The organism is Mesorhizobium sp. WSM4829, from assembly GCF_055811475.1.
On the sequence record NZ_JBVVQJ010000030.1, the window covers coordinates 29,411 to 51,276 of the forward strand.

A 21,866-nucleotide genomic window follows, 5' to 3' on the forward strand; every position below is an offset into this window, starting at 1 on the left:
GGGGGAAAAAACTAAATCCCCATCATGGCGCGCAGCACCTTTTTATCGGTCGCGCTGCCGGCGAAGTCGTCGAATGCCTTTTCCGTCACCCTGATGATGTGATGCTGGATGAAGGGCGCGCCTTCGGCCGCGCCATCCTCGGGGTGCTTCAGGCAGCACTCCCATTCCAGCACCGCCCATGAATCGTAGTCATACTGGGCGAGCTTGGAGAAGATGCCGCCGAAATCCACCTGGCCATCGCCGAGCGAGCGGAAACGCCCGGCCCGGTTCGTCCAGCTCTGATAACCGGAATAGACGCCTTGCCGGCCGGTCGGATTGAACTCGGCATCCTTGGCGTGGAAGGCCTTGATCCGCTCGTGATAGATGTCGATGAATTCGAGATAGTCGAGCTGCTGCAGCAGGAAGTGCGACGGGTCGTAATTGATATTGCAGCGCTTGTGGCCGCCGACCGCGTCAAGGAACATCTCGAATGTCGCACCGTCGAAGACGTCCTCGCCCGGATGGATTTCGTAGCCAACATCGACGCCATTGTCCTCATAGACGTCGAGGATCGGCTTCCAGCGCTTTCCCAGTTCGGAAAACGCTTCCTCGATCAATCCCGCCGGCCGTTGCGGCCACGGATAAAGGTAGGGAAAAGCCAACGCTCCACAAAACGACACCGACGCCTTGAGCCCGAGGTTCTTCGAAGCCTTGGCGCCGAACTTCATCTGTTCGACCGCCCATTGCTGCCTGGCCTTCGGATTGTTGTGCACCGCAGGCGGTGCGAAGCCGTCGAACTGCGCGTCATAGGCCGGATGCACCGCCACCAACTGCCCCTGCAAATGCGTCGACAGCTCGGTGATCTCGACGCCGGCATCGCTGCAGATGCCCTTCACCTCGTCGCAATAGGCCTGGGAAGACGCCGCTTTCTCGAGGTCGAACAGCCGGCTGTCCCAAGTCGGGATCTGCACGCCCTTGTAGCCCAGCCCGGCCGCCCATCTGGTGATCGACGGCAGCGAATTGAACGGTGCAGCATCGCCCGCGAACTGCGCCAGAAACAGCCCAGGACCTTTCATTGTCGACGGCATCGGCATCCTCCCTCATTATCCACGACCAAGCATAGCGCCGATTGAAAGCAGGGCCAGCCTTTTGGTCTTTTCTCGACAGGCGCTAGTGCGCGCCGCCATTCTGGTATTACCAAATATGCTGATTTGGTCAAGCGCCGCCACGCGCAACCGGCGCTCCGCAAATTGCCGGTCAGCGGGCAAATATGCCAGTTTAATCAAAGAAATAATCATGGGCCGGGGCTGCCTTGCAGGATTTCTTGCCGTCCAGATGAAATTGCTGTAGACCTCTTTTCACGCCCAATTGGTCGAACCAGTTACGACGAATGCTGGAGCGCCTTGGGGAGGAACCATGCAACGCAATCTGGGGTGCGTCGCAGGCGAATTGTTACAGGCGAATTCTGGGAAGGACAGACCATGCATCTTTCGACGCACAACTGGATGCGGGCGGAACCGCTGGAAACGACGCTCAAGCGCATCAAGAAATTCGGCTATGAGTCGATCGAGATTTCCGGCGAGCCCGCGCAATACAAGATCAATGAGACACGTGCGCTCCTGAAGGAGCACGGCATTCGCTGCTGGGGGGCGGTGACGCTGATGCTGGGCGAGCGCAATCTCGCCGCCAGGGACCAGGGCCAGCGCGAGCGCTCGGTGCAGTACGTCAAGGACGTGCTGACGATGGTCAGCGAACTCGACGGCGAGATCATCACGCTCGTTCCCGCCACGGTCGGCAAGGTGGTGCCGGACGGCACCGAGGAAGAAGAATGGGAATGGGTGGTCGACGCCACCAGGGAATGCTTCACCCATGCCAAGAAGGTCGGCGTCAAGGTCGCGATCGAGCCGCTCAACCGCTTCGAGACCTATCTGTTCAACCGCGGCGGCCAGGCGCTGGCGCTGGCCGATGCGGTCAGCCCCGAATGCGGCGTCTGCCTCGACGCCTATCACCTCCATATGGAGGAGTTCAACGTCTACGATGCCATCCGGCAGGTCGGAAACCGGCTGTTCGATTTCCACGTCGCTGACAACAACCGCTTCGCCGCCGGTCTCGGGCAGATCGACTGGCCGAAAATCGTCGGCACCCTGAAGGAAGTCGGTTACGACGGCGCGCTGACCAACGAGTTCGTCGCCCCAGTCGACCGCACGCCGGCTGCGCCCTATCCCGACATGGTCGACCGCAACCCGGTCGACATCTCGCCGGAGCAGCTCAAATTCATCCAGGACCACGGTTCCAGCGTGCTCACGGAAAAGTTCTACACCGACCAGATGCGCATCACCGCCGAAACGCTGCTGCCGCTGATCAAGTAGCCGATCTCTGGAAACGAGCCTTTCCGCCCGACGGCGGCCCCTAACGGCGGCAAGGCAGAGGATGAACATGCGCATCAAGACGGTCCAAGCCTGGTGGGTCCGCATACCGATCGAAGCCGCGCGGCAGCACCGCAGCGACTTCGGTCAGGTGACGACGTTCGACGCCGCAATCCTGCGCATCGAGACCAACGACGGGCTGGTCGGCTGGGGCGAAGGCAAGAATGCCGCCGGCAGCACCGGCAGCTACGGTGCCCTCGTCCACATGCTGAACCATGAGGTCGGCCCGCAGCTGATCGGCTGCGATCCGGCCGACATCGGGGTGATCTGGGAGATGCTCTATAACGGGGTGCGCCACGACAGCGCCGCGCAAAACGGCCACGCCATGCCGCAATTGGCACGGCGCGGCATCAGCGTCGCCGCAATCAGCGCCGTCGACATCGCATTGTGGGATATTCTGGGCAAGTCGCTTGGGGTTCCGGTCTGGCGGCTGCTCGGCGGCCGCAAGCTTGACCGCATGCCTGCCTACGCCTCCGGCGGCTGGGCCTCCACCGAGGCGATCGGCGAGCAGTTGAAATCCTATATCGCCAAGGGTGGCTTCAAGGCGCTGAAGATGCGGATCGGCGCGATGGACGGCGCTCCACACAATTCCGCCGCCCGCGTGCGCGCCGCAAGGCAGGCGCTCGGCCCCGAAGTCGACCTGATGGTCGATGCGCACGGCACCTATACGGTGGCGGAAGCCAAACGCTTCATCCATCTCGCCGGCGATCTCGATCTGGCCTGGTTCGAGGAGCCGGTCATCGCCGACGACAAGCCTGGGATGGCCGAAGTGCGGGCGTCCGGCTCCATCCCGATCGCCACCGGCGAAAGCGAAGCAACGCGTTATGCGTTCCGCGACCTCGCCACGCTCAAGGCTGCCGACATCTTCCAGCCTGACCCGGCCTTCTGCGGCGGCATCAGCGAGGCAATGAAGATCGGCACCATCGCCAGCGCCTTCAATCTGCGCTTCGCGCCGCATCTGTGGGCCGGCGCGCCTTGCTTCTTTGCCGGGCTGCATGTCTGCGCTGCTTCGCCGGCTAGCTTTACCGTCGAATATTCGCTCGGCGCCAATCCGATGATCCACGATCTGATCGAGGAGACTGTCGAAGCAAAGGACGGTATGATAGCGATCCCCGAGAAGCCTGGACTGGGATTCACCCTTTCGGAACGTTTCCTGGAGGCGCACGCGCTACGCGGCTGATCATGAAAGAAAAGAACCTTCTCGCGGAACTCGCCGCCTATTTGTTCTCCCACTCCGACAAGGCAACCGGCCGAACGCCGTCGGAGCGTGAACTGGCGGAGCATTTCGCCGTCAGCCGCGGCCAGATCCGCGAGGCGCTGGCCATCCTCGAAGCCATGCGCATCGTCGAGCGCCGAGCCAAGTCCGGCATCTACATCGACACCAAGCAGGCCAGCGTCGAAGCGATGGCGCTTTTTGCCAAGGCCGGCCTGCCGCTCGATCCGATCCAGATCTACGAGACCGTCGAGTTGCGCAAGATCCACGAGATCAAGGCTGCCGAGCTTGCCTGCTCGCGCGCCACCGAGGAAAATTTCGAGCGGCTGCGCGAAATCCTGAAAGCTTCGGAAGACCGCATTGCGGCGGGCGAGGGCCTCGCCAAGGAGGACCGCGAATTTCACCTTGAAATCGTGCGGGCAACCAAGAACAGCGTTTTTCACAACATATGCAGCCTCTATTACTTGATGGGCGAGCAACGCCTGCCGATCTACTTCAACGATCCCGAACGCAGCATGCGCTCGCATGCCGAGCACATCCATATCTACGAGGCGCTGCTGCGCCGCGACGGCAACCTCGCCCAGGCGCTGATGAGCGCCCATCTGCAAGGCGCGGAAAGCTATTGGAAAGGCCTGATCGAGGGCGGCGGGGCAGAACCTCACAGCCCAGCGCTCGAACCGGTCTGACATGCCTAAGATCTTGACAACACACACGCTGCACCCGCGCGCCTCCGCCATGTTGACCGGCGCCGGCGAACTCGTCGTCGCCTCCGCCCTCGATGCGGACACACTGGCGACTGAGGCTGGGAATGCCGACATCATCATCGTTCGCGCGCCGCTGCCATCTGCGCTTTTCGAACGGGCGACGAAGCTTCGGGCCGCAATCCGCCATGGCGCCGGGCTCGACATGGTTCCCATGGAAGCGGCCACGGCAGCCGGCGTGCTGGTGGCAAACGTGCCGGCAGTCAATGCGCGCTCGGTCGCCGAATACGTGATGTTCGCGGCGCTGGCGCTGCTGCGGCGCTTCCGCATGGTGGACCGCGACCTGCGGTCGAAGGGTTGGCTGGCCGGCCGCGACCACACCATTCTCGCCAGCGAACTCGCCGGCAAGACGATCGGCATTGTCGGCTTCGGCGCCATCGGACAGGCAGTCGGCCACATCGCGGCACATGGTTTCGAGCTGAACGTGGTGGCGACGACGCGCAGCAGGAGGCCGGCGCCGGACAGGGTCGGGTTCCTGTCGATCGACGCGCTGGTCGAGCAGAGCGACATCATCGTTCTGTGCTGCCCGCTGACAGCGGAGACGCGCGGCCTGATCAACCGCGAGCGCATCGGTCGAATGAAGCCGCACGCGCTGCTGATCAACATTTCGCGCGGGCCGGTGATCGACGACGACGCGCTGATCGAAGCGCTGCAGAAGGACCGTATCGGCGGTGCCGCGCTCGATGTCTTTGCGACGCAGCCGCTGCCGCCCAATCACCCCTATTTCGGCTTCGACAATGTCATTGTCACGCCCCATATGGCCGGCATCACCGAGCAGTCGATGATGCGCATGGGCGTCGGTTCGGCTGATGAAACCTTGCTGGTGCTGGCCAACAAATTGCCGATCAATCTGCGCAATCCCGAAGTGGTTGAGCACTACCGGCGGCGGTTCCCGGCCGACGCGTAGCGCTACCGCCGTTTCGCCCAGTTTCTGCACGACGCTGCTCCCCATGCTCGTTTTTCGCCGCACGCCGCTGCTTGTTGCGATCGGTTCGATCTGCGTCCTGCCCTCGGTCGCTGCGGCCGAGAGCAATTACGTCTATTGCGACAACGGCCTGCGGTGCGTGATGGCGCCCTGTCCGTCGAATAGCGCGCTCGACCTTGCCACGGGCAAGATCATCAAGGGCGTGTCGATCGACATCGAGGAACTGCCGCCGCAGGACAAGGCACCCGATCTTTCGGACAAGCTCTACGCCGGCAAGGTCGTCGTTGTTGGCTCCATCGAGAACCGAACCCAGACCCTCAACGGCAAGCAATACACTCTGCCATGGCTGGTCGCGACCGGTATCGAACGCGCGTCCAGGGACAGCGAACGGGGCCACTGTTCGTCGCATTAACGTTCACATCTTCAACGGCCAAGCAGTGCCTCAACTTCCGCCGCGATGCGCAGCAGACGGTGGTCGTCGCCGTGGCGCGCCACCAGCATCAGCCCGGCCGGGCGCGCCATTCCCGGCATCGGCAGCGAGGTCGCGCAGAGGTCGAACTGGTTGGCGATCTGCGTGTTGCGCAGCAGAAGACCTTCCGTACGCTCACACAGAGCTTCGTCGCCGGTCATCGACACGATGGTCGGCGCGGTGACCGGCGTGGTCGGCAGGGCCAGCACATCGACAGACGCCAGCCGCTCGTCCATGGCGGCGACAAGCGCCGTGCGGCGGCGGATCGCCCTTATATAGGCCGGGGCCGGCACGGCGGCGGCGCGCGACAACGGCTCGCTCACCCGCGGATCGACCGGCGTCGCCGCACCTGTCGCCAGCCAATCTGCATGGACCGCGGCGCCCTCCATAGCCGCAATCGAGGCCCGCCTGGTTACCGCGCGCAAATCGGCGAGGACGTCATCAATGGACAGATCGGCGAGGCGTGCACCGGCGAGTTCCAGCTTGCGAGCACATCGCTCGAACGCCGCCGCGACCTCTTCTTCGGTATCCTCGAAGAGCACGCCGCGCGGAATGCCGATGCGCAGTCCGGCAAGCGGAAGCGGAACAAGAGCCGCGAACTCTTCGCCCGCCATCACCGCGTCGGCTGCCGCACATTCGGCGACGGTGCGCGCAAGCGGGCCGATGGAGTCGAGCGTGTCGGACAGCGGGAAGACGCCAACGCGAGACACGCGCCGCGCCGTCGGTTTGAAGCCGACGACACCGTTCAGCGCCGCCGGAATACGCACCGAGCCGCCGGTGTCGGAGCCGATCGATATCTCGCTCGTGCCTTCGGCAACGGAAACACCGGCGCCGGAGGAAGAGCCGCCCGCGATCCGGCCGGTGTCGGTCGCATTGCCGGGCGTGCCGTAATGCGGGTTGACGCCGATCGCGGTGAAGGCGAATTCGGTCATGTTGGTCTTGCCGAAGATCACCGCGCCCGCTTGCCGCAGCCGCCGCACGATGACGGCATCCCGCAGCGCCGGCGCTGCGGTGCTGAGCAACAACGAACCGGCCGTGGTCGGCTCCCGGCGACGTCGAACAGGTCCTTGATCGACAGAATTGTTCCGTCGAGCGGCCCGAGCGTCACGCCGGCTCTGCGCCTGGTATCGGCGGCGTCGGCTGCTGCGCGTGCGGCTTCCGGATAGAGTTTTACGAATACGCTTTCATTGTCGGCGCGGACGGCGAGACGCGAAAGGACGGCTTCGAGGCGGTGGCGGGCTGATTGCATGGCACAGTCTACTTTTTTATTGTCGCCCGAACAGCCCAGCACACTGACGTCGATGGCTCTAGCGATAGCCAGTCACATCCGCTGGTTTGCCGGCGTCCTGAACCTCGGGAACGTAGCGCCACGCGTCAGGCCGCGAGCCGTCGAGATCCGTAAAGCCGTAGACCTGCGCCAGCCCGCCACTCGACAGCGACCGTCCGTTCCAGCGCGAACGGTCCGGGTCCGCCGCAAGCGCCGCCACTGCGCGCCCGATAAAGCGCGGGGTCTCGGAAATGACGAAATGCGGCACTTTTGCTGTCGCATCACGCCAGTTGTCCTCGGTCACCCCGAAAGCTTCCAACATCATTTCCGAACGCAGCCAGCCGGGTGTCAGCGAAATCGAGGTGGCGCCGTGCGGGGCGAGGTCCTTGGCATGGGCCCAGGCCATACGGGTCACCGACACTTTGGCGAGGTCATAGAACGGCGAGAGCCGATAATGCTCGGCATTATACTCCGCGGTGCCGTCGGTGACTTCGACCAGCAGGCCGCCCGGGCGCTCGATCAGAAGCGGCAGCGCGTAGTGTGCGGTGATCAGATGCGTGTCGATGCCCAGCCGCAACATGCGCAAACCATTCGTGAGATCATGTTCCCAGACCGGCTTGTTCCATTCGAACAGTTTCTCGCCGCCCCAAATGTCGTTGACCAGCACATCGAGGCGGCCCTGCTCGGCACGTATCCGGTCGACCAGCTTGCGCACGTCTTCGGCAACCAGATGGTCGACTTGCACAGCGATGCCATGGCCGCCTTGCGCTGAAACAAGCTCCGCCGTTTCCTCGATGGTTTCCGGGCGGGCGTATTCGGACTGATGCGCGCGTGTCGTCCGCCCGGTGACGTAGACCGTCGCGCCCGCGGCACCCAGTTCGACAGCAATGCCTCTCCCCGCACCGCGCGTGGCGCCAGCGACCAAAGCGACTTTTCCCTCAAGCGTCATTGAACTCCCCAGACTCTGACCAACCAATGCTCTGACCAACCAATGCTCTGACCAATGCTGGCCTTCTTCAATGTTAAGATATATAAATGATCATTCGGTTATAAATGGATGTCAAGATGCCTCGGCAAAAAACGCAATCCGACGAGGACGTGCTGGAAGCGGCACACCGGCTGATCCACAGGCATGGCCCGGAGGCACTCACATTTGAACGGCTGTCCAAAACTTGCGGGCTCTCCGGCTCGACCCTGGTGCAGCGTTTCAAGAACAAGGCCACGCTCAGGCAAAGAACCTTGCTGCAGGCATGGGACAGGCTGGACGCGAAGACGACAAAGCTCGCAGACGCGACGCCGAGGACCCCTTTTGGCGCGATCGAATTGCTGGTGGCGCTGTCACGCGACTATGGCGGCATCGAATCCTATGCCGAGGGCCTGCTCGTCCTGCGCGAAGATCTGCGCGATCCGGTGCTTCGCGCGCGGGGGGCGTCGTGGAAGGCATCCCTGTGCAACATCCTCGACTCTTGCTTTGCCTCTGTCGTCGACACGCCGTTGGACATCGGCCTGCTGATGGCATCGCACTGGCAAGGCTCGCTGCTTTGGTGGAGCTTCGACCCGAAGGCCGAAGTTGCATCCTACGTCGAAGACAGTCTGGGCCGTTTTGTCACCGCAATCGCCACGGCCCGAAAACCATAACTGGTTTTCGGGCCATTTCTTGGAGGCAAGAGGCGTCCTACGTGGGACGCACCTACGGACGGCTTAGGTTGCGCTCCTCGGGCCGAGCAGGAACGCCGCCAAGGCCGCCAGCAACGTCGCGATCCCGCAATAGGCGAAAGCGCTGGCAACGCCGGCATTGTCGACCAGCAGGCCGCCGAAAACGGCGCCCAGTGCGATGGCCACCTGGAATGTGGCGACCATCAGCCCGCCAGCGCTTTCTGCCTGGTCGGGAGCGGCTCGCACAAGCCAGGTTTGCAGCCCGACCGGTACCGCGCCAAAGGCAAAACCCCAGGCGGCCACCGCTATCGCCGCCACCGCGGGCGAAGCGCCGATGGTCAGCAGCAGAAGTGCCGCGACCGCAATCAGCAGTGGCGCCAGGCCCACCGCGGTCTTGAGGCTTCGTTCAGCCATGAAGCCGCCGGCAAAGTTGCCGAAGAAGCCACCGATGCCGTAGGCGAGCAGCACAAGCGAGATCGTCTCGATGTCCAGCGCGGGCACCTTCTCGAGAAACGGGCGGACATAGGTGAAGCCGGCAAAATGTCCCGAGGCGACCAGCAGGACCACCAGGAGCGCAACCCTAATCATCGGCCGATTTATTACCTCCAGCAAGGTCCGAAAGCTTGCCACGCCCGCCGGCGGCAGCTTCGGAAGGGTGGCGATCTGCACCAGCAGCGCCAGGGCGCCGACAACAGCTGCGATCATGAAGGCCGTTCGCCATCCCCAGATGTCACCGACATAGGCACCGACCGGGGCCGCACAGACGGTCGCCACCGAAACGCCGGTGAGGATGATCGACATGGCGCGCGGCATCAGCCGCATCGGGACAAGCCGCATCGCCATGGCCGCCGACATCGACCAGAAGCCGCCGAGGCTGATCCCGAGCATGATGCGGGCGATCAGAAGAACGGGAAGCGAGGACGCAAACGCCGCCAACAGGTTCGACAGGATCAGCAGCACGCTCAGTCCCCACATCACGAGCCTGCGGTCCAGCCGTTTGGTGATGACGGCCATGGTCGGGGCGGCTATCGCGCCGACAACGGCGGTTGCCGTCACCGCTTGGCCGGCGGTGCCTTCGGTCACACCGAGATCCTGCGCCAGCGGCGTCAACAGGCTGGCAGGCAGGAATTCCGCAGTCACCAGCCCAAACACACCGAGCGCGAGGGATATGACCGCTCCCCACGCCGGCTCGGCTCGTTCATCGGTTTCCGCCGGATCGAGAACGGCTGACATGACGCCTGTCGCGGGTTCGGTCATGATGGGATCTCCGATCTAGTTGCAGCGCAACATTTGGCTGCAGTGCAACATAGGGAGTGACCGCCTGGAGTTTCCATGCTAGAAACACCATCATGCTTGTCCATTCGTCCAAAGTTCCGGTCACCGGCGATCCGCTGACAGACATATTGCGCGGGTTACGGCTCGACGGCGTCGAATATGGCCGCTGTGAAATGCAGGAGCCCTGGGGCCTCCAGTTTCCGGCCCAGACGGCGGCGCGGTTTCACTTCATCGGCCGCACAGGATGCTGGTTGCTGCAGCCGTCCGGCGAATGGGTCGAGCTCAAGGCGGGCGACGCGGTGCTGCTGCCGCGCGGCACCGCACACGTCCTGGCGAGCGAGCCGGGCACTGAGGCTTCGCCGATCCAGGGTTATGAGGTCGGAGAGGTCTGCAAGGGCGTTTATTGCCTGTCCAACGAAGGCTGTCGGCCGGGGACGCTGCTGTTTTTCGGCAGCATGTATTTCAATCTCGACGGTTTGCACCCATTGCTTGGCATGATGCCGGACGTGATGCGCGCGCACGAGTTGGAAGCCTATGAACCGGCCATCCCGCATTTATTGGAGGCTATGGCACGCGAGGTGACGATGGAGCGTGTCGGCTCCGGCGGCATTCTGGCACGGCTGGCCGATGTGCTGGCCGCCACCGTCATCCGCTCATGGGTCGAGCGCGGCTGCGGCGACTCGTCCGGATGGATTGCGGCGGTGAGGGATCGCGAGATCGGCCGCGTGCTGGCCGCGATCCACCTCGAACCGGACCGCGACTGGACGGTGGAAACGCTGGCCAAGATGATGGGCGCCTCGCGATCAGGCTTCGCCGAACGCTTCGCGACGATCGTCGGCGAAACGCCGGCCAAATATGTCACCCAGGTGAGAATGCACCAGGCACGGCAATGGCTAGTCCGCGACCGGCTGAAGATTTCCGTCGTCGCCGCACGCCTGGGCTATGAATCCGACGCGTCGTTCAGCCGGGCGTTCAAGCGCGTCATCGGATCGGCTCCCAGCCATTTCCGTGCCGAGGAACAGGCCGAGACCCGCCAAGCCGGCTAAACCTGGCCACAGGCTTCAAGCCGCCTGGCATCCTCCCGCCCAACAGACGCGCATTTTTGCGCGACACGGCTTAGCCTGCGTGACGAAGGCTTATCCCGGTCCCCTTGTCGAACAGCACCACCTTGTCCGGATCCCAGGCAAAGCGCACCGGCTGCTCGATGTCGACATCGGTTCTGGCCGGCACGGTGGCCCGCAGCATGGCGTCGCCGACCCGCAGCGTCAGGATCTTTTCGACGCCATGGTTCTCGACATCGTGGACGCGCGCTTCCACCGGCGCCCCGCTCTCGAGATAGAGATCCTCGGGACGAATACCGAAGACGAGCGGGCGACCGTCGGTCTCGCCGCTCGTCCTGGCCCCCCCCGCAAAAGGCAGTTCGAAATTCAGCGGTGCCATCACCGCGCGGCCATTGACGAGCTTGCCGTCGATGAGGTTCATCGGCGGCGAGCCGACGAAGCTCGCCACATAGGTGTCGCGCGGATTGTTGTAGATCTCATAGGGCGTGCCGGTCTGGACGATGCGGCCATGGTTGAGCACGCCAACCTTGTCGCCCATCGACATCGCCTCGATTTGATCGTGCGTGACGAACAGGAAGGTCTGGCCAAGGTTCATCTGGATGTTCTTCAGCTCGGTGCGCAGCGCCTCGCGCAACTTGGCGTCGAGCGCCGACAGCGGCTCATCCATCAGGAACACGCGCGGCTTCCTGACGATGGCGCGACCAATCGAGACGCGCTGCATCTCGCCGCCAGAGAGGCGATCCGTCTTGCGGTCGAGCAGATGCTCGATACGCAAGGTCTTGGCAACGCGGTCGACACGCCTCTTGATCTCGTCGGGCTCGATGCGGCGGATTTTCGGCTTCAGCGGGAATTCGAGATTTTCGCGCACCGTGTAGCGCGGATAGAGCGAGTATTGCTGCAGCACCAGCGCCACGTCGCGCTCGGCCGCACCCCAGTCAGCGACATCAGCGCAATCGATGAATATCTGCCCTTCGTCCGGTTTTTCCAGGCCGGCGATCATGCGCAGCGTCGTCGTCTTGCCGGCGCCGGTCTCGCCGAGCAGCACGAAGAACTCGCCGTCGGCAATGTCGAGATTGAGCCCGGTCAATGCGGTGTGATTGCCGAATGTCTTTGAGATGTTCTTGAGCTGGATATGGGCCATCAGAGTCTCACCCCCAGCGAATTGCCGCTTGCCGTGTCGAAGAAATGCGCCTGCGCCGGGTCCAGCTTGGCGAAGACCTGGACCCCCGCCTTGCCGACGAAACCGGAACGGGTTCGGGCGCGCAGCATCTGTGTCCCGACCTTGAGGTCGACGATGTCGTAGGAGCCAAGCGGTTCGATGATGTGCGCCTCGACCGGCAGATAACCGTCCGCCGGCTCGCGCGAGACTATCACACCTTCGGGGCGAATGCCGAGTGAGAGGCGGTCCTGCCCGACGTTCGCGGCGTCGAGCTGGCCGACCAGTTCGGCCGGGAAAACGAACCCTTCCGCGGCACCGTCGACGGTGACCCTGGCGCCGGAACCGTTCATCGTCACCGCTGCGTTGGCGATGTTCATCACCGGCGAGCCAACGAATTGCGCGACGAACAAATTGGCCGGGCGCGTATACACTTCCGATGGGCTGCCCACCTGTTGCAGAACGCCCTCATGCATGATGACGATGCGGTCTGCAAGGCTCATCGCCTCGATCTGGTCGTGGGTGACGTAGATGGTGGTTGAGCCCTGCTTGATGTGCAGCCGCTTGATCTCCGCGCGCATCTCCTCGCGCAGCTTGGCGTCGAGCGCGCCGATCGGCTCGTCCATCAGCATCGCCTTCGGCCGCCGCACCAGCGCCCGGCCGATTGCCACGCGCTGCATGTCGCCACCCGACAGCGCCGACGGCTTCTTGCCGAGCAGATCGTTGATCTGCAGCACTTTGGCGACCGAGCGCACCTCGCCGTCGATCTCCGACTTGCTCTTGCGCATGGCGCGTAACGGAAAAGCGATGTTCTCGTAGACGCTCATATGCGGATAGAGCGAGAACGACTGGAAAACCATGGCGATGTCGCGGTCGGCAGCTTTGAGATGCTGGACCGGCTTGCCGTCGATGAGGACATCGCCGCCGTCGATCGTCTCAAGCCCGGCGATGGCGCGAAGCGTCGTCGTCTTGCCGCAGCCCGACTGGCCGAGCAGCACGATGAACTCGTTGTCGTCGATCTTGAGGTTGAGGTCCTTGATGACCTGGACGGCGCCGAAGAATTTCTGGACGCCACGAAGCTCGATCTGGGTCATGCGTGACCTTCTTTTTCCGGCGCGCCGGTCGCCTGCGGCTTCTGCCTTGGACCGACCCAGCCGGTGATCATGAACGTCAGCAGCCCGACGATGATGATCGTCAGCCCATAGCGGTGCAGGAAGAGGTTCCACGGCTGGCAGAGCGCGATGATGCCGCACACCATCACGATCTCGGCCGTGCGCTGGATTGTAGCATGGCGGATCATTTGCGAATCGCTCCGAAGGACATGCCGCGCAAGAGGTGGTTGCGCAACAGGAAGGTGAAGATCGCGACCGGCAGCAGGAACAGGAAGGTTCCGGCGGCAATCACCGTCCAGTCCGACAGGCCGGAACCGACCTGGCTTGGAATGAACGGCGGCGCCGTCTGGGCCCGCCGGTTGGTCATGATCAGCGCGAAGGCATATTCGTTCCACGCGGTGATGAAGCAGAACACGGCGGTGGCGGCGATGCCGGTGGCCGCCTCCGGCAGCACGATCTTGAAGAAGGCCTCCATGCGCGTATAGCCGTCGACGAGCGCCGCCTCCTCGTACTCCTTCGGAATTTCGTCCATGAACCCCTTCATCAGCCATACAGAGAAGCTGAGGTTGAAGGCGGTGTAGAGGATGATCAGGCCCCAATGCGTGTCGTTGAGGCCGACCGCCCGGTACATCAGGAACATCGGGATCGCCACCACCACCGGCGGCAGCATGCGCGTCGACAGGATGAAGAAGAGCAGGTCCTGTTCCCCCTTTATCTTGAAGCGCGAGAAACCGTAAGCGGTGAAGGTGCCCATGCCGACGGCAAGGATCGTCGAGGTGATGGCCACGATCAGCGAATTCATGAAGCGGCTCGGATAACCGGACCACTGCACCTCGCCCTTGCCCGAGCGCACCACCTTCTCGCCGCCGTCAAACACCAGTCGCTCCCACCACGGGGCGGCGGCGTATTGTTCCGGCGTCGGCGCAGTGCGCAACTGCGACCGCTTGGTGAACAGCTTTACGAAGGGCGATATCTCAGGCTGGAAGACCACCGTCGGTGGAATGGTGGTGGCAAGGTTGCGCGGCTTGAACGCCGTCGAGGCTATCCAGTAGATCGGCGCCAGGAATATAATCGTGACGATCAGCACACCGACGATGGCGAGCTTGTTGAGCGAACGCTCGGCAGAGGTGGTGACAGCGGCCATGCTAGCGCTCCTTCACCTTGTTCAGGTATTTGACGTAGATGTTGGTGATCGCCAGGATCATGATCAGCACGATGTAGGCGAGCGCGCAGGAGCGCCCAGTCTGCCATTCCTGGAACGCCATCTTGTAGAGCCGGATCGAGATCACCTCGGTGGTTGGCTGGCTGGTCAGGATGTAGGCAAGATCGAATGTCTTGAACGCCTCCATGGTGCGAAAGATGATCGCGATCATCAGGATCGGCGCGACCAGGGGCAGCGTAATGCGAAAGAACGTATAGAACGAGCCGGCGCGGTCGATCGCGGCCGCCTCGTAGAGGTGCTTCGGCACCGCCGACAGGCCGGCGAGCGACAGCAGCATGACGAAGGGCGACCACATCCAGATGTCGGTGATGGCAACCGCGTAGAGCGCCATGTCGGGGTTGGACAGCCACTCGAAGGAGCCGAGGCCGAGCGTATAGTTGATGATGCCGAAGGACGGATCGTAGAGCAGTTTCCAGAACAGGCCGACAACAGCCATCGACAGCATCATCGGCAACAGCAGCAGTGTCGTCAGCAGGCCCTTCAACGGGATATCCCGGTTGAGCAGCAACGCCACGCCGAAGCCGACGACGACCTGGCCGACCACGGAGACGATGACATATTTGGCGGTGATGGCGAAATTCGACCAGATGAACGGGTCGTTGAGCAGCTCGCGGTAATTCTGCAGTCCGACGAAAGTTGCCGGTGCCGCGCCCGATGCGCGAAAGTCGGTGAACGAATAGCCGAGCGAATAGAGCAATGGAAAGATGTTGAAGACGATCAGGAAAACGATCGTCGGAATGATGAAGAGATTGCGGATCGTAAGGTCGCTCATACCGCGGGCGGCGGAGCGCGACTTGGGATCCAGCGTGGTCATGACTGCAGTGGCCAAGGGCCGTTCCTCCGGAAAAGAAAACGGAAGGGGCGGGCTCCCGCCCCCTCCGAGCGTTAGTGCCGTTTACTTCACGCGGTTGTATTTCTTGAACGTCGCGTTCCAGTCCGCGGCGAGCGCATCGAGCACTTCCTTGGCCGTGCCCTGATTGCCGGTGATGTACGGATAGACGCGTTGGTTCATCTGGATGAGCAGCTCGGCATATTCCGGCGTCGCCCAGAAGTCCTTCACCTTGAACATGGTTTCGTAGAAGGCCTTGTTGTAAGGCGTGGCGTTCTGGAATTCAGGCGACTCGAGCACCTTGGCGCTTGCCGTGTAACCGCCGAGTTCCGCCCATTTCTTCTGCGTCTCGTCCTTGATGAACCATTCCAGGAACTTCATCGCCTCTTCCTGATTCTGCGAATAGGAGATGACGGAGATGCCCTGGCCGCCGAGCGCGGCGAACTGGTCGCCGTTCGGTCCTGGAGGGTTGGCGAAGAAGCCGGTGACCTTGGCATTCGGGTTGGAGGCTTCGTTGATGAGCGCCGGGAAGAAAGCGAAGTAGTTCATGCTCATCGCCGCCAGGTTCTCGGTGATCGCCTGGTTGTCCTCGATGAAGAAGCTCTTGGCCCAACCAGGAGGGGTGAAGGAATAGAGCTCCTTGTAGGCCTCGAGCGCCTTGACGTTCTGCTCGGAGTTGATGATCCCGTCGACCTTGTAAGTGGAATAGTCGCCAAGTTCGCCGCCGAAGGAGAAAATGGCGTTCTCGACGCCCATCACCAGAGCATCGTACGAGTTATCGGTGTAGATGGCGACGCCGTAGCGCTTCTCGTCGGGACGGTGGAAGAATTCGGCGATGTCGCGCAGCTGCTTCCAGTCCTTCGGCACGCCGAGATCGTAGCCGTACTTGGCTTTGAAGGCTTCCATCTCCTTCGGGTCTTCGAACCAGTCCTTGCGATAGGACCAGCCGACCGCGTCGCCCTCGGCCGGTATCGACCAGTATTTGCCGGAGTTGGACGGATATTCGGCGTAGTATTTCACCGTTGCCGGCGCCATCACTTCCTTCAGATTGTGCTTGTTGAAGAAGTCGGTGAGGTCGACATAGTGGCCAGCCTCGGAGGCCGCGCCAATCCACTGCGAATCGCCGACGACCATGTCGTAGGCGCTGCCCTTGGCGTTGAACTCGGTGAACGCCTTGGTCTGGAAATCCGGCCACGGCGTCGTTTCGACCGTGACCTTCACGCCGCTCTCGGCCTCGTAAAGGTTGACGAGTTCCTGCAAATAGTTCGCCGGATCCCACTCAGCCCAGAAGATGGTGAGTTCCTTATCCTGCGCGTAGACAGACGTTCCGCAGGCGAGCACTAAGCCGATACCAGCAAGCATGCTGGTCATTGTCTTGCGCATGATGATTTCCTCCCTTGTGCGCATTCTACCGTATCATCCGAGCCGGCGGCGACGCCGGCCCTGGTAGTTCCTTCCGTGATGGCGCCGTTCCGGTTTTCGAGCCTCCTCGCCCAACCGGAAATGGATCGCAGCCCTCACTTTCGACCCGCTATATTGTCCTGATCTGGTATTACCAATTTCGGACGCACGTCAAGCTCTTTCTTGGACGATGGCAGGGCCTCAGACAAGCAGATTCCACCAACATCTGTCTGTTTTTCTTAAATTTTCCTACTCGTTGATACGCAAGACCCTTGTTCGCGCTACGAAACGCCGACTATTGTCAGTAGTAGGCATCCCCATCTGGTCGAACCAGATCGATACTATTCCGCAGCTGTCGCCGGCGCAGGTCTGTTTCCTCCAGCCATCGATTCCATCACTGCAGCCCGCACCAGCGCGCCGGCTGCCCATTGCGCTACCGACATCATCTTGCGGCTGTCCAGTCCCCATATATCCTTCAGCACGATCAGCACTTCGACGCCGAAGATCAGCGACAGGGCCTGTGCCAAGCGGTTGAATTCGCGTGGCGGCAGCCGGTGCTTGAGCGGTGCGATCGCGTCCTTGAGCAAATCGATGCGATGGCCGCGCGTGAAGGCTGGCTCGCCGTCCAGCGTGCCGGCCTGCCGCCGCGCCCACTGGTCGAGCGACAGCTTCAGCGCCGCCTTGAACGTCGCCTCGAAGGCTTCGATGCGTGGCATGGCCGTGTCGAACAGCTCGACGACGCGGCGCTCGGGATCGGCCGAGGCCGACTTCCAGGTGAGGATCGGCCCGAGCCCTTCGTCGACCACCGCCTGCACCAGCGCCGCCTGGCTTGGAAAGTATCGATAGGCGGTGGCGCGGGAGACTTCCGCCGCTTCGGCGACCTCGCTGACCGAGGGCGTGGCGCCCGCCTGCATCAGCCTTGTCGCCGTCTCCAGCATCAACCGCCTTGTGCGGGCGCGCGGCCCGCGCGCCGCTGCAGAACCGGCATCGTCGGGCACTGTCACTGGTTGACGTGAGACATTCATATCAATATGATACGCACGTCTCAAAAAATTGCAATGGCCTTTCGCGCTGCCGAACGGCCGGGGCAAAAGAGCGGCCGGCAACTACGCCGAGTGCGCCTTGAACCGGGGAAACGCAATGAAGCGCGTCTATGTGGTGGGCACCGCCGACACCAAGGGTGAGGAACTCGCCTTTCTGGCCGATGCGGTCGCCGCCACCGGAGCTGCTGTCGCCCGCGTCGACGTCGGAACGCGCAACGCGACCGTGCCGGTCGATGTCCCGGCCGAAGAGGTCGCCGGCCACCATCCCGACGGCAGCACCGCCGTGCTGGGCGTCGACGACCGCGGCACCGCGGTGGCGGCAATGGCCATCGCCTTCACCCGGTTTGTCCAGTCGCGCACCGATATATCAGGCATGATCGGTATCGGCGGCGGTGGCGGCACTTCGATCATCACGTCAGGCATGCGCGCGCTGCCGCTCGGCCTGCCCAAGATCATGGTCTCGACGCTCGCCTCGGGCGACACCGCGCCTTATGTCGATGTCTCCGACATCGTCATGATGCCGTCGGTGACCGACATGGCCGGCCTGAACCGGCTGTCTCGCGTCGTGCTGCACAACGCTGCCCAGGCAATAGCAGGCATGGCTGCGAAACCGGCGCCGCCCCCCGACGGCAAACCATCGATCGGGCTCACCATGTTCGGCGTGACCACGCCATGCGTGACGTCCATCGCCGAGCAGCTTCGTTCGACCTATGACTGCATGGTCTTCCATGCCACCGGCACCGGCGGCCGCACCATGGAGAAGCTGGCTGACAGCGGCTTGTTGTCCGGCGTCATCGACATCACGACGACAGAAGTCTGCGACCTCCTGTTCGGCGGCGTGCTGCCGGCAACCGAAGACCGCTTCGGGGCGATCGCCCGCACCAGGCTGCCCTACGTCGGCTCGGTCGGCGCGCTCGACATGGTGAATTTCTGGGCGCCGTCGACGATTCCGGAACGCTATAGCGGGCGGCTGTTCTACGAGCACAACCCGAACGTGACGCTGATGCGCACGACGCCTGACGAAAGCCGCAGGATCGGCGAATGGATCGGCGAGAGACTGAGCCTCTGCGAGGGACCCGTCCGGTTCCTCATTCCCGAAAAAGGCGTTTCGGCGCTCGACGTCGAAGGCGGCGCCTTCTTCGACCCTGAAGCCGATGCAGCACTCTTCGAGGCTATCGAGCGCACGATCATGCCGGATAACACACGTCGCGTCATCCGCTTGCCGCTGCACATCAACGATCCCGAATTCGCCAAGGCTGCGGTTGCGGCTTTTCTCGACATCGCCAGACAGTGAGAGACGAAGCCATGCCCGCCATACCGCGCAAGAAGATCCTGGAAAAGTTCCGCAAGATGATTGCCGGCGGCGTGCCGATCGTCGGCGGCGGCGCCGGCACCGGGCTGTCGGCCAAGGCCGAGGAGGCCGGCGGCATCGACCTGATCATCATCTACAATTCCGGCCGCTACCGCATGGCCGGCCGCGGCTCGGCTGCCGGCCTGCTCGCCTATGGCAACGCCAACGAGATCGTCAAGGAAATGGCCTACGAGGTGCTGCCGGTGGTGAAGAAGACGCCGGTGCTGGCCGGCGTCAACGGCACCGATCCCTTCGTCATCATGCCGCTGCTGCTGGCCGAGCTGAAGACGATGGGTTTTTCCGGCGTGCAGAACTTTCCGACCATCGGCCTGTTCGACGGCCAGATGCGGCAGAGTTTCGAGGAAACCGGCATGGGCTTCGGGCTCGAGGTCGACATGATCGCCGCGGCACACGATCTCGATCTCCTTACCACACCCTATGTGTTCAACCCCGATGAGGCACGCGCCATGACCAAGGCCGGCGCCGACATCGTCGTCGCTCATATGGGGGTGACCACCGGCGGCTCGATCGGTGCGACGTCGGCCAAATCGCTCGACGACTGCGTGACAGAGATCGACGCCATCGCTGAAGCGGCGCGTGCGGTGCGCAAGGATGTCATCCTGCTTTGCCATGGCGGGCCGATCTCGATGCCGGACGATGCCCGCTACATCCTCGAACGCTGCAAGGGCCTGCACGGCTTTTACGGGGCAAGCTCGATGGAGCGGCTGCCGGCGGAGGCGGCGATCGCCAGGCAGACTGCCGATTTCAAGGCGGTCACGCTGGAGCATCGGACCCAAAAGTCGGAACCGGTTTTGGGAAAATCCGATGCGCAAACAAAAAAAAGCGGTGCCAAGACGACCGCGAAGAAGAAGAAGGGATGAGACGATGACCGACAAGAGCAAGGTGTTTGTCTACCCGAAGGATGTCAGCGCCTTCGGCTTCGACTGGGGCAGGCTGTCGTTGACGGTGGCTCCCGAAGTGAACGGCGCCACGCGCTTTTCCGGTGGCGTCGTCGACCTTCCGTCCGGCAAGGGCCACACGCGCCACAATCATCCGGGTGCGGAAGAGATCATCTTCGTCATATCAGGCAATGGCGAGCAGATGGTCGAGGACGAGGACGGCAATCCGGTCGTCGAGAAGGTCGGCCCCGGCTGCACCATCTATGTGCCGGAAAGCCGCTTCCACTCGACACTGAACACCGGCGATGCGCCGATGCAGCTTTTCGTCGTCTATTCGCCGGCCGGGCCGGAACTGGCGTTGCGCGACCTGCCGGATTTCAGGCTGCTGCCGCCGGGCGGGAAGTAAGCTCTGCACACCCGCCCCTTGTTTGCGGCAGGGCTAATCGCATTTGTAGTTGCCCCCTCATCCGGCCGCTTCGCGGCCACCTTCTCCCCGAGGGGAGAAGAGTAGGCGCCGTCGCTGGCGATCTCCTCTCCCTTCGGGGGAGAGGTCGGATTGTCCCGAATTGCCCTTGCAATTCGGTTGGCAATCCGGGTGAGGGGGCAGCGCCTTCATTGCAAGGCTGTCAAACTCCGCCCCTGTTCCAACCCCGTCCCCTATCACCAAACATCACATAGCCGCTATCGGTGACCGCCACCGTGTCCTCGAGCTTGATGAAGCCGCGCGTCGGGTGCAGCATCGTCGTCTCGACCGAGAGCACCATGTTTTTCTCCAGCGGTTTTTCGGCATAGGTGCCCTCATAGGTCACCGGATGGTTGGTCATCAGAAACGGCGCCTCATGGGTGATCAGCCCCATGCCGTGGGCGAAGAAATCGGTATAGGGCGCGACCTTCGACGCTTTCAGCACGCCTTCTGCGTGAGAAATCATGTCACCACCCAGCGTGCCGGAGCGTACCTTGGAAAAGGCCGCCTGCTGCACCGCCTCGACTTCGGCCAACAGATCCTCGAGTTCGGCATCCGGTTCGCCGAGAATCCCCATGCGGCAGAGGTCGCCGATATAGCCGTGATAATTGCCGCCGGAATCGATCGACATCACCTCGCCCTTCTTCCAGGCCTGCGGCGAGCCGGCGCGGTTGTGGCTGGCGCCCAGCGTCAGCAGGCAATATTCGAAATGCGCGCCGCGATTGGTCTCCTCGCGCCGCAGCTGCTCGATGATCTCGGTCTTGGTCGTGCCTTCGCGCGCCCAGGCAATGGTCGCCAGCATGGAATCGGTGATCAGTTCAGAGGCGGTGCGCAGCTTCTCCAGCTCCGCATCCGTCTTGATCGCCCGCATCCGCTCCAGCATATCGGTCGCATCGACAAGCCTTGCATCCGGCAGCGCCTTGCGGATCAGCGTGTAGGCATCCGACGGCAGGAAAGCCGGCTCGATGCCGATGCGGGCGTCGCCCTTGCCGATTTTCGCCAGGTGCTCGACCGCGAGATTGGCGGCGTCGAGCGTGCCCCAGCAGGCGGCGTGGAAAGTCGGCGTCCAGAACGGGTTGTTCTGGTGCTCGGCGCCCTCCATGCGGTTGCCGATATAGGCGGCGTGGTCCGGTCCGCCCTTCTCGTAGACGACAACAGGCAAATAGCGGCTGTGGCCGATTGCATCCATGGCGGCGAAGAAGATGAACTTGTAGCCGCCAAGCAGATACTGCGTGTTGTGCTTGGAGGTGGCGAGCAGCACATCGATGCCGGCTTCCTCCATCAGCCGGTCGATCCTGGCATGATCGAACGGGATGGTGCTGACGGCATTCTTGCCCGGAACGACGTTCATCTTTCTC

At 62.8% G+C, this 21,866-nt stretch carries 22 protein-coding genes and 1 pseudogene; 10 read left to right on the forward strand and 13 right to left on the reverse strand.

Annotation, left to right across the window (positions count from 1 at the left end; genetic code table 11):
- Positions 1-11 precede the first annotated feature (11 nt).
- Positions 12-1,067: a sugar phosphate isomerase/epimerase family protein gene (locus AC0L17_RS24700; RefSeq protein WP_287066992.1), complete on the reverse strand. Its 1,056-nt coding sequence runs from the start codon at positions 1,065-1,067 to the stop codon at positions 12-14.
- Between the two features lie 15 nt (positions 1,068-1,082).
- Positions 1,083-1,277, reverse strand: coding sequence for a hypothetical protein (locus AC0L17_RS24705; protein WP_473517729.1), 195 nt, complete (start codon positions 1,275-1,277; stop codon positions 1,083-1,085).
- 183 nt (positions 1,278-1,460) lie between these two features.
- Between AC0L17_RS24705 and AC0L17_RS24710 the strand changes: the two genes are divergently transcribed.
- The 5 genes from AC0L17_RS24710 (at position 1,461) to AC0L17_RS24730 (ending at position 5,716) form a co-directional block, all read left to right on the forward strand.
- Positions 1,461-2,348 (forward strand): sugar phosphate isomerase/epimerase family protein, encoded by an 888-nt coding sequence (locus tag AC0L17_RS24710; RefSeq protein WP_287054404.1) that lies wholly within the window; start codon positions 1,461-1,463, stop codon positions 2,346-2,348.
- Between the two features lie 67 nt (positions 2,349-2,415).
- The gene (locus AC0L17_RS24715) at positions 2,416-3,585 is read left to right on the forward strand and encodes a mandelate racemase/muconate lactonizing enzyme family protein (protein ID WP_473517730.1); all 1,170 of its coding nucleotides are present in this window, start codon (positions 2,416-2,418) and stop codon (positions 3,583-3,585) included.
- Positions 3,586-3,587: 2 nt separating this feature from the next.
- On the forward strand, positions 3,588-4,304 hold the full coding sequence (locus AC0L17_RS24720; protein WP_473517731.1) for a FadR/GntR family transcriptional regulator: 717 nt from the start codon (positions 3,588-3,590) through the stop codon (positions 4,302-4,304).
- A 1-nt stretch (position 4,305) separates the two neighbouring features.
- Positions 4,306-5,286 carry a hydroxyacid dehydrogenase gene (locus AC0L17_RS24725; RefSeq protein WP_473517732.1) on the forward strand — a complete coding sequence of 327 codons (981 nt, stop codon included), beginning with the start codon at positions 4,306-4,308 and terminating at the stop codon, positions 5,284-5,286.
- Positions 5,287-5,329: 43 nt separating this feature from the next.
- Positions 5,330-5,716: a hypothetical protein gene (locus tag AC0L17_RS24730; RefSeq protein WP_473517733.1), complete on the forward strand. Its 387-nt coding sequence runs from the start codon at positions 5,330-5,332 to the stop codon at positions 5,714-5,716.
- A gap of 11 nt (positions 5,717-5,727) precedes the next feature.
- Here AC0L17_RS24730 and AC0L17_RS24735 read toward each other — a convergent pair.
- A pseudogene (locus AC0L17_RS24735) lies at positions 5,728-7,022 on the reverse strand (amidase).
- A 58-nt stretch (positions 7,023-7,080) separates the two neighbouring features.
- Positions 7,081-7,989: an SDR family oxidoreductase gene (locus tag AC0L17_RS24740; protein WP_473517734.1), complete on the reverse strand. Its 909-nt coding sequence runs from the start codon at positions 7,987-7,989 to the stop codon at positions 7,081-7,083.
- Positions 7,990-8,105: 116 nt separating this feature from the next.
- Here AC0L17_RS24740 and AC0L17_RS24745 point away from each other — a divergent pair, with 116 nt between their 5' ends.
- Complete coding sequence (locus tag AC0L17_RS24745) at positions 8,106-8,678, forward strand: TetR/AcrR family transcriptional regulator (protein ID WP_473517735.1); 573 nt, start codon at positions 8,106-8,108, stop codon at positions 8,676-8,678.
- A 63-nt stretch (positions 8,679-8,741) separates the two neighbouring features.
- Here the strand turns inward: AC0L17_RS24745 and AC0L17_RS24750 are convergent, their stop codons facing one another.
- Entirely contained in the window at positions 8,742-9,953 is a 1,212-nt protein-coding gene (locus AC0L17_RS24750) for an MFS transporter (RefSeq protein ID WP_473517736.1), read from the reverse strand.
- A 92-nt stretch (positions 9,954-10,045) separates the two neighbouring features.
- On the opposite strand from AC0L17_RS24750, the gene AC0L17_RS24755 reads away from it, so the two are divergent.
- Positions 10,046-11,017: an AraC family transcriptional regulator gene (locus AC0L17_RS24755; protein WP_473517737.1), complete on the forward strand. Its 972-nt coding sequence runs from the start codon at positions 10,046-10,048 to the stop codon at positions 11,015-11,017.
- Positions 11,018-11,087: 70 nt separating this feature from the next.
- On the opposite strand, the gene AC0L17_RS24760 is transcribed toward AC0L17_RS24755, so the two are convergent.
- The 7 genes from AC0L17_RS24760 to AC0L17_RS24790 all read right to left on the reverse strand — a co-directional run bounded on the left by AC0L17_RS24760 (position 11,088) and on the right by AC0L17_RS24790 (position 17,777).
- A complete protein-coding gene (locus tag AC0L17_RS24760) occupies positions 11,088-12,173 on the reverse strand; it encodes an ABC transporter ATP-binding protein (protein WP_473517738.1) in 1,086 nt (361 codons plus the stop codon).
- Positions 12,173-13,282 carry an ABC transporter ATP-binding protein gene (locus AC0L17_RS24765; RefSeq protein WP_473510870.1) on the reverse strand — a complete coding sequence of 370 codons (1,110 nt, stop codon included), beginning with the start codon at positions 13,280-13,282 and terminating at the stop codon, positions 12,173-12,175. The genes AC0L17_RS24760 and AC0L17_RS24765 overlap by 1 nt, the downstream gene beginning before the upstream one ends.
- A complete protein-coding gene (locus tag AC0L17_RS24770) occupies positions 13,279-13,488 on the reverse strand; it encodes a hypothetical protein (protein WP_095493280.1) in 210 nt (69 codons plus the stop codon). The genes AC0L17_RS24765 and AC0L17_RS24770 overlap by 4 nt, the downstream gene beginning before the upstream one ends.
- On the reverse strand, positions 13,485-14,444 hold the full coding sequence (locus tag AC0L17_RS24775) for a carbohydrate ABC transporter permease (protein WP_473510872.1): 960 nt from the start codon (positions 14,442-14,444) through the stop codon (positions 13,485-13,487). The genes AC0L17_RS24770 and AC0L17_RS24775 overlap by 4 nt, the downstream gene beginning before the upstream one ends.
- Position 14,445: 1 nt before the next feature.
- The gene (locus AC0L17_RS24780) at positions 14,446-15,351 is read right to left on the reverse strand and encodes a carbohydrate ABC transporter permease (RefSeq protein ID WP_473510873.1); all 906 of its coding nucleotides are present in this window, start codon (positions 15,349-15,351) and stop codon (positions 14,446-14,448) included.
- A 66-nt stretch (positions 15,352-15,417) separates the two neighbouring features.
- On the reverse strand, positions 15,418-16,734 hold the full coding sequence (locus tag AC0L17_RS24785) for an extracellular solute-binding protein (protein ID WP_023797333.1): 1,317 nt from the start codon (positions 16,732-16,734) through the stop codon (positions 15,418-15,420).
- A gap of 359 nt (positions 16,735-17,093) precedes the next feature.
- Positions 17,094-17,777 carry a TetR/AcrR family transcriptional regulator gene (locus AC0L17_RS24790; protein ID WP_287235470.1) on the reverse strand — a complete coding sequence of 228 codons (684 nt, stop codon included), beginning with the start codon at positions 17,775-17,777 and terminating at the stop codon, positions 17,094-17,096.
- Positions 17,778-17,892: 115 nt separating this feature from the next.
- Between AC0L17_RS24790 and AC0L17_RS24795 the strand changes: the two genes are divergently transcribed.
- From AC0L17_RS24795 to AC0L17_RS24805, 3 genes are read left to right on the forward strand one after another with little or no spacing between them, the layout of a single operon-like run.
- Positions 17,893-19,089, forward strand: coding sequence for a Tm-1-like ATP-binding domain-containing protein (locus AC0L17_RS24795; protein WP_473517739.1), 1,197 nt, complete (start codon positions 17,893-17,895; stop codon positions 19,087-19,089).
- Positions 19,090-19,100: 11 nt separating this feature from the next.
- Positions 19,101-20,027: a phosphoenolpyruvate hydrolase family protein gene (locus tag AC0L17_RS24800; RefSeq protein ID WP_473517740.1), complete on the forward strand. Its 927-nt coding sequence runs from the start codon at positions 19,101-19,103 to the stop codon at positions 20,025-20,027.
- Positions 20,028-20,031: 4 nt separating this feature from the next.
- Positions 20,032-20,451, forward strand: coding sequence for a cupin domain-containing protein (locus AC0L17_RS24805; RefSeq protein ID WP_287172956.1), 420 nt, complete (start codon positions 20,032-20,034; stop codon positions 20,449-20,451).
- A gap of 220 nt (positions 20,452-20,671) precedes the next feature.
- Here the strand turns inward: AC0L17_RS24805 and AC0L17_RS24810 are convergent, their stop codons facing one another.
- Positions 20,672-21,859 (reverse strand): M24 family metallopeptidase, encoded by a 1,188-nt coding sequence (locus AC0L17_RS24810; protein WP_473517741.1) that lies wholly within the window; start codon positions 21,857-21,859, stop codon positions 20,672-20,674.
- Positions 21,860-21,866: the final 7 nt, after the last annotated feature.

Excerpts from the sequence above, each read along its gene's own strand:
- AC0L17_RS24700 (WP_287066992.1), bottom strand. The coding sequence starts at position 1,067 with ATGCCGTCGACAATGAAAGGTCCTGGGCTGTTTCTGGCGCAGTTCGCG.
- AC0L17_RS24705 (WP_473517729.1), bottom strand. The coding sequence starts at position 1,277 with ATGATTATTTCTTTGATTAAACTGGCATATTTGCCCGCTGACCGGCAA.
- AC0L17_RS24710 (WP_287054404.1), top strand. The coding sequence starts at position 1,461 with ATGCATCTTTCGACGCACAACTGGATGCGGGCGGAACCGCTGGAAACG.
- AC0L17_RS24715 (WP_473517730.1), top strand. The coding sequence starts at position 2,416 with ATGCGCATCAAGACGGTCCAAGCCTGGTGGGTCCGCATACCGATCGAA.
- AC0L17_RS24720 (WP_473517731.1), top strand. The coding sequence starts at position 3,588 with ATGAAAGAAAAGAACCTTCTCGCGGAACTCGCCGCCTATTTGTTCTCC.
- AC0L17_RS24725 (WP_473517732.1), top strand. The coding sequence starts at position 4,306 with ATGCCTAAGATCTTGACAACACACACGCTGCACCCGCGCGCCTCCGCC.
- AC0L17_RS24730 (WP_473517733.1), top strand. The coding sequence starts at position 5,330 with ATGCTCGTTTTTCGCCGCACGCCGCTGCTTGTTGCGATCGGTTCGATC.
- AC0L17_RS24740 (WP_473517734.1), bottom strand. The coding sequence starts at position 7,989 with ATGACGCTTGAGGGAAAAGTCGCTTTGGTCGCTGGCGCCACGCGCGGT.
- AC0L17_RS24745 (WP_473517735.1), top strand. The coding sequence starts at position 8,106 with ATGCCTCGGCAAAAAACGCAATCCGACGAGGACGTGCTGGAAGCGGCA.
- AC0L17_RS24750 (WP_473517736.1), bottom strand. The coding sequence starts at position 9,953 with ATGACCGAACCCGCGACAGGCGTCATGTCAGCCGTTCTCGATCCGGCG.
- AC0L17_RS24755 (WP_473517737.1), top strand. The coding sequence starts at position 10,046 with ATGCTTGTCCATTCGTCCAAAGTTCCGGTCACCGGCGATCCGCTGACA.
- AC0L17_RS24760 (WP_473517738.1), bottom strand. The coding sequence starts at position 12,173 with ATGGCCCATATCCAGCTCAAGAACATCTCAAAGACATTCGGCAATCAC.
- AC0L17_RS24765 (WP_473510870.1), bottom strand. The coding sequence starts at position 13,282 with ATGACCCAGATCGAGCTTCGTGGCGTCCAGAAATTCTTCGGCGCCGTC.
- AC0L17_RS24770 (WP_095493280.1), bottom strand. The coding sequence starts at position 13,488 with ATGATCCGCCATGCTACAATCCAGCGCACGGCCGAGATCGTGATGGTG.
- AC0L17_RS24775 (WP_473510872.1), bottom strand. The coding sequence starts at position 14,444 with ATGGCCGCTGTCACCACCTCTGCCGAGCGTTCGCTCAACAAGCTCGCC.
- AC0L17_RS24785 (WP_023797333.1), bottom strand. The coding sequence starts at position 16,734 with ATGCGCAAGACAATGACCAGCATGCTTGCTGGTATCGGCTTAGTGCTC.
- AC0L17_RS24790 (WP_287235470.1), bottom strand. The coding sequence starts at position 17,777 with ATGAATGTCTCACGTCAACCAGTGACAGTGCCCGACGATGCCGGTTCT.
- AC0L17_RS24795 (WP_473517739.1), top strand. The coding sequence starts at position 17,893 with ATGAAGCGCGTCTATGTGGTGGGCACCGCCGACACCAAGGGTGAGGAA.
- AC0L17_RS24800 (WP_473517740.1), top strand. The coding sequence starts at position 19,101 with ATGCCCGCCATACCGCGCAAGAAGATCCTGGAAAAGTTCCGCAAGATG.
- AC0L17_RS24805 (WP_287172956.1), top strand. The coding sequence starts at position 20,032 with ATGACCGACAAGAGCAAGGTGTTTGTCTACCCGAAGGATGTCAGCGCC.
- AC0L17_RS24810 (WP_473517741.1), bottom strand. The coding sequence starts at position 21,859 with ATGAACGTCGTTCCGGGCAAGAATGCCGTCAGCACCATCCCGTTCGAT.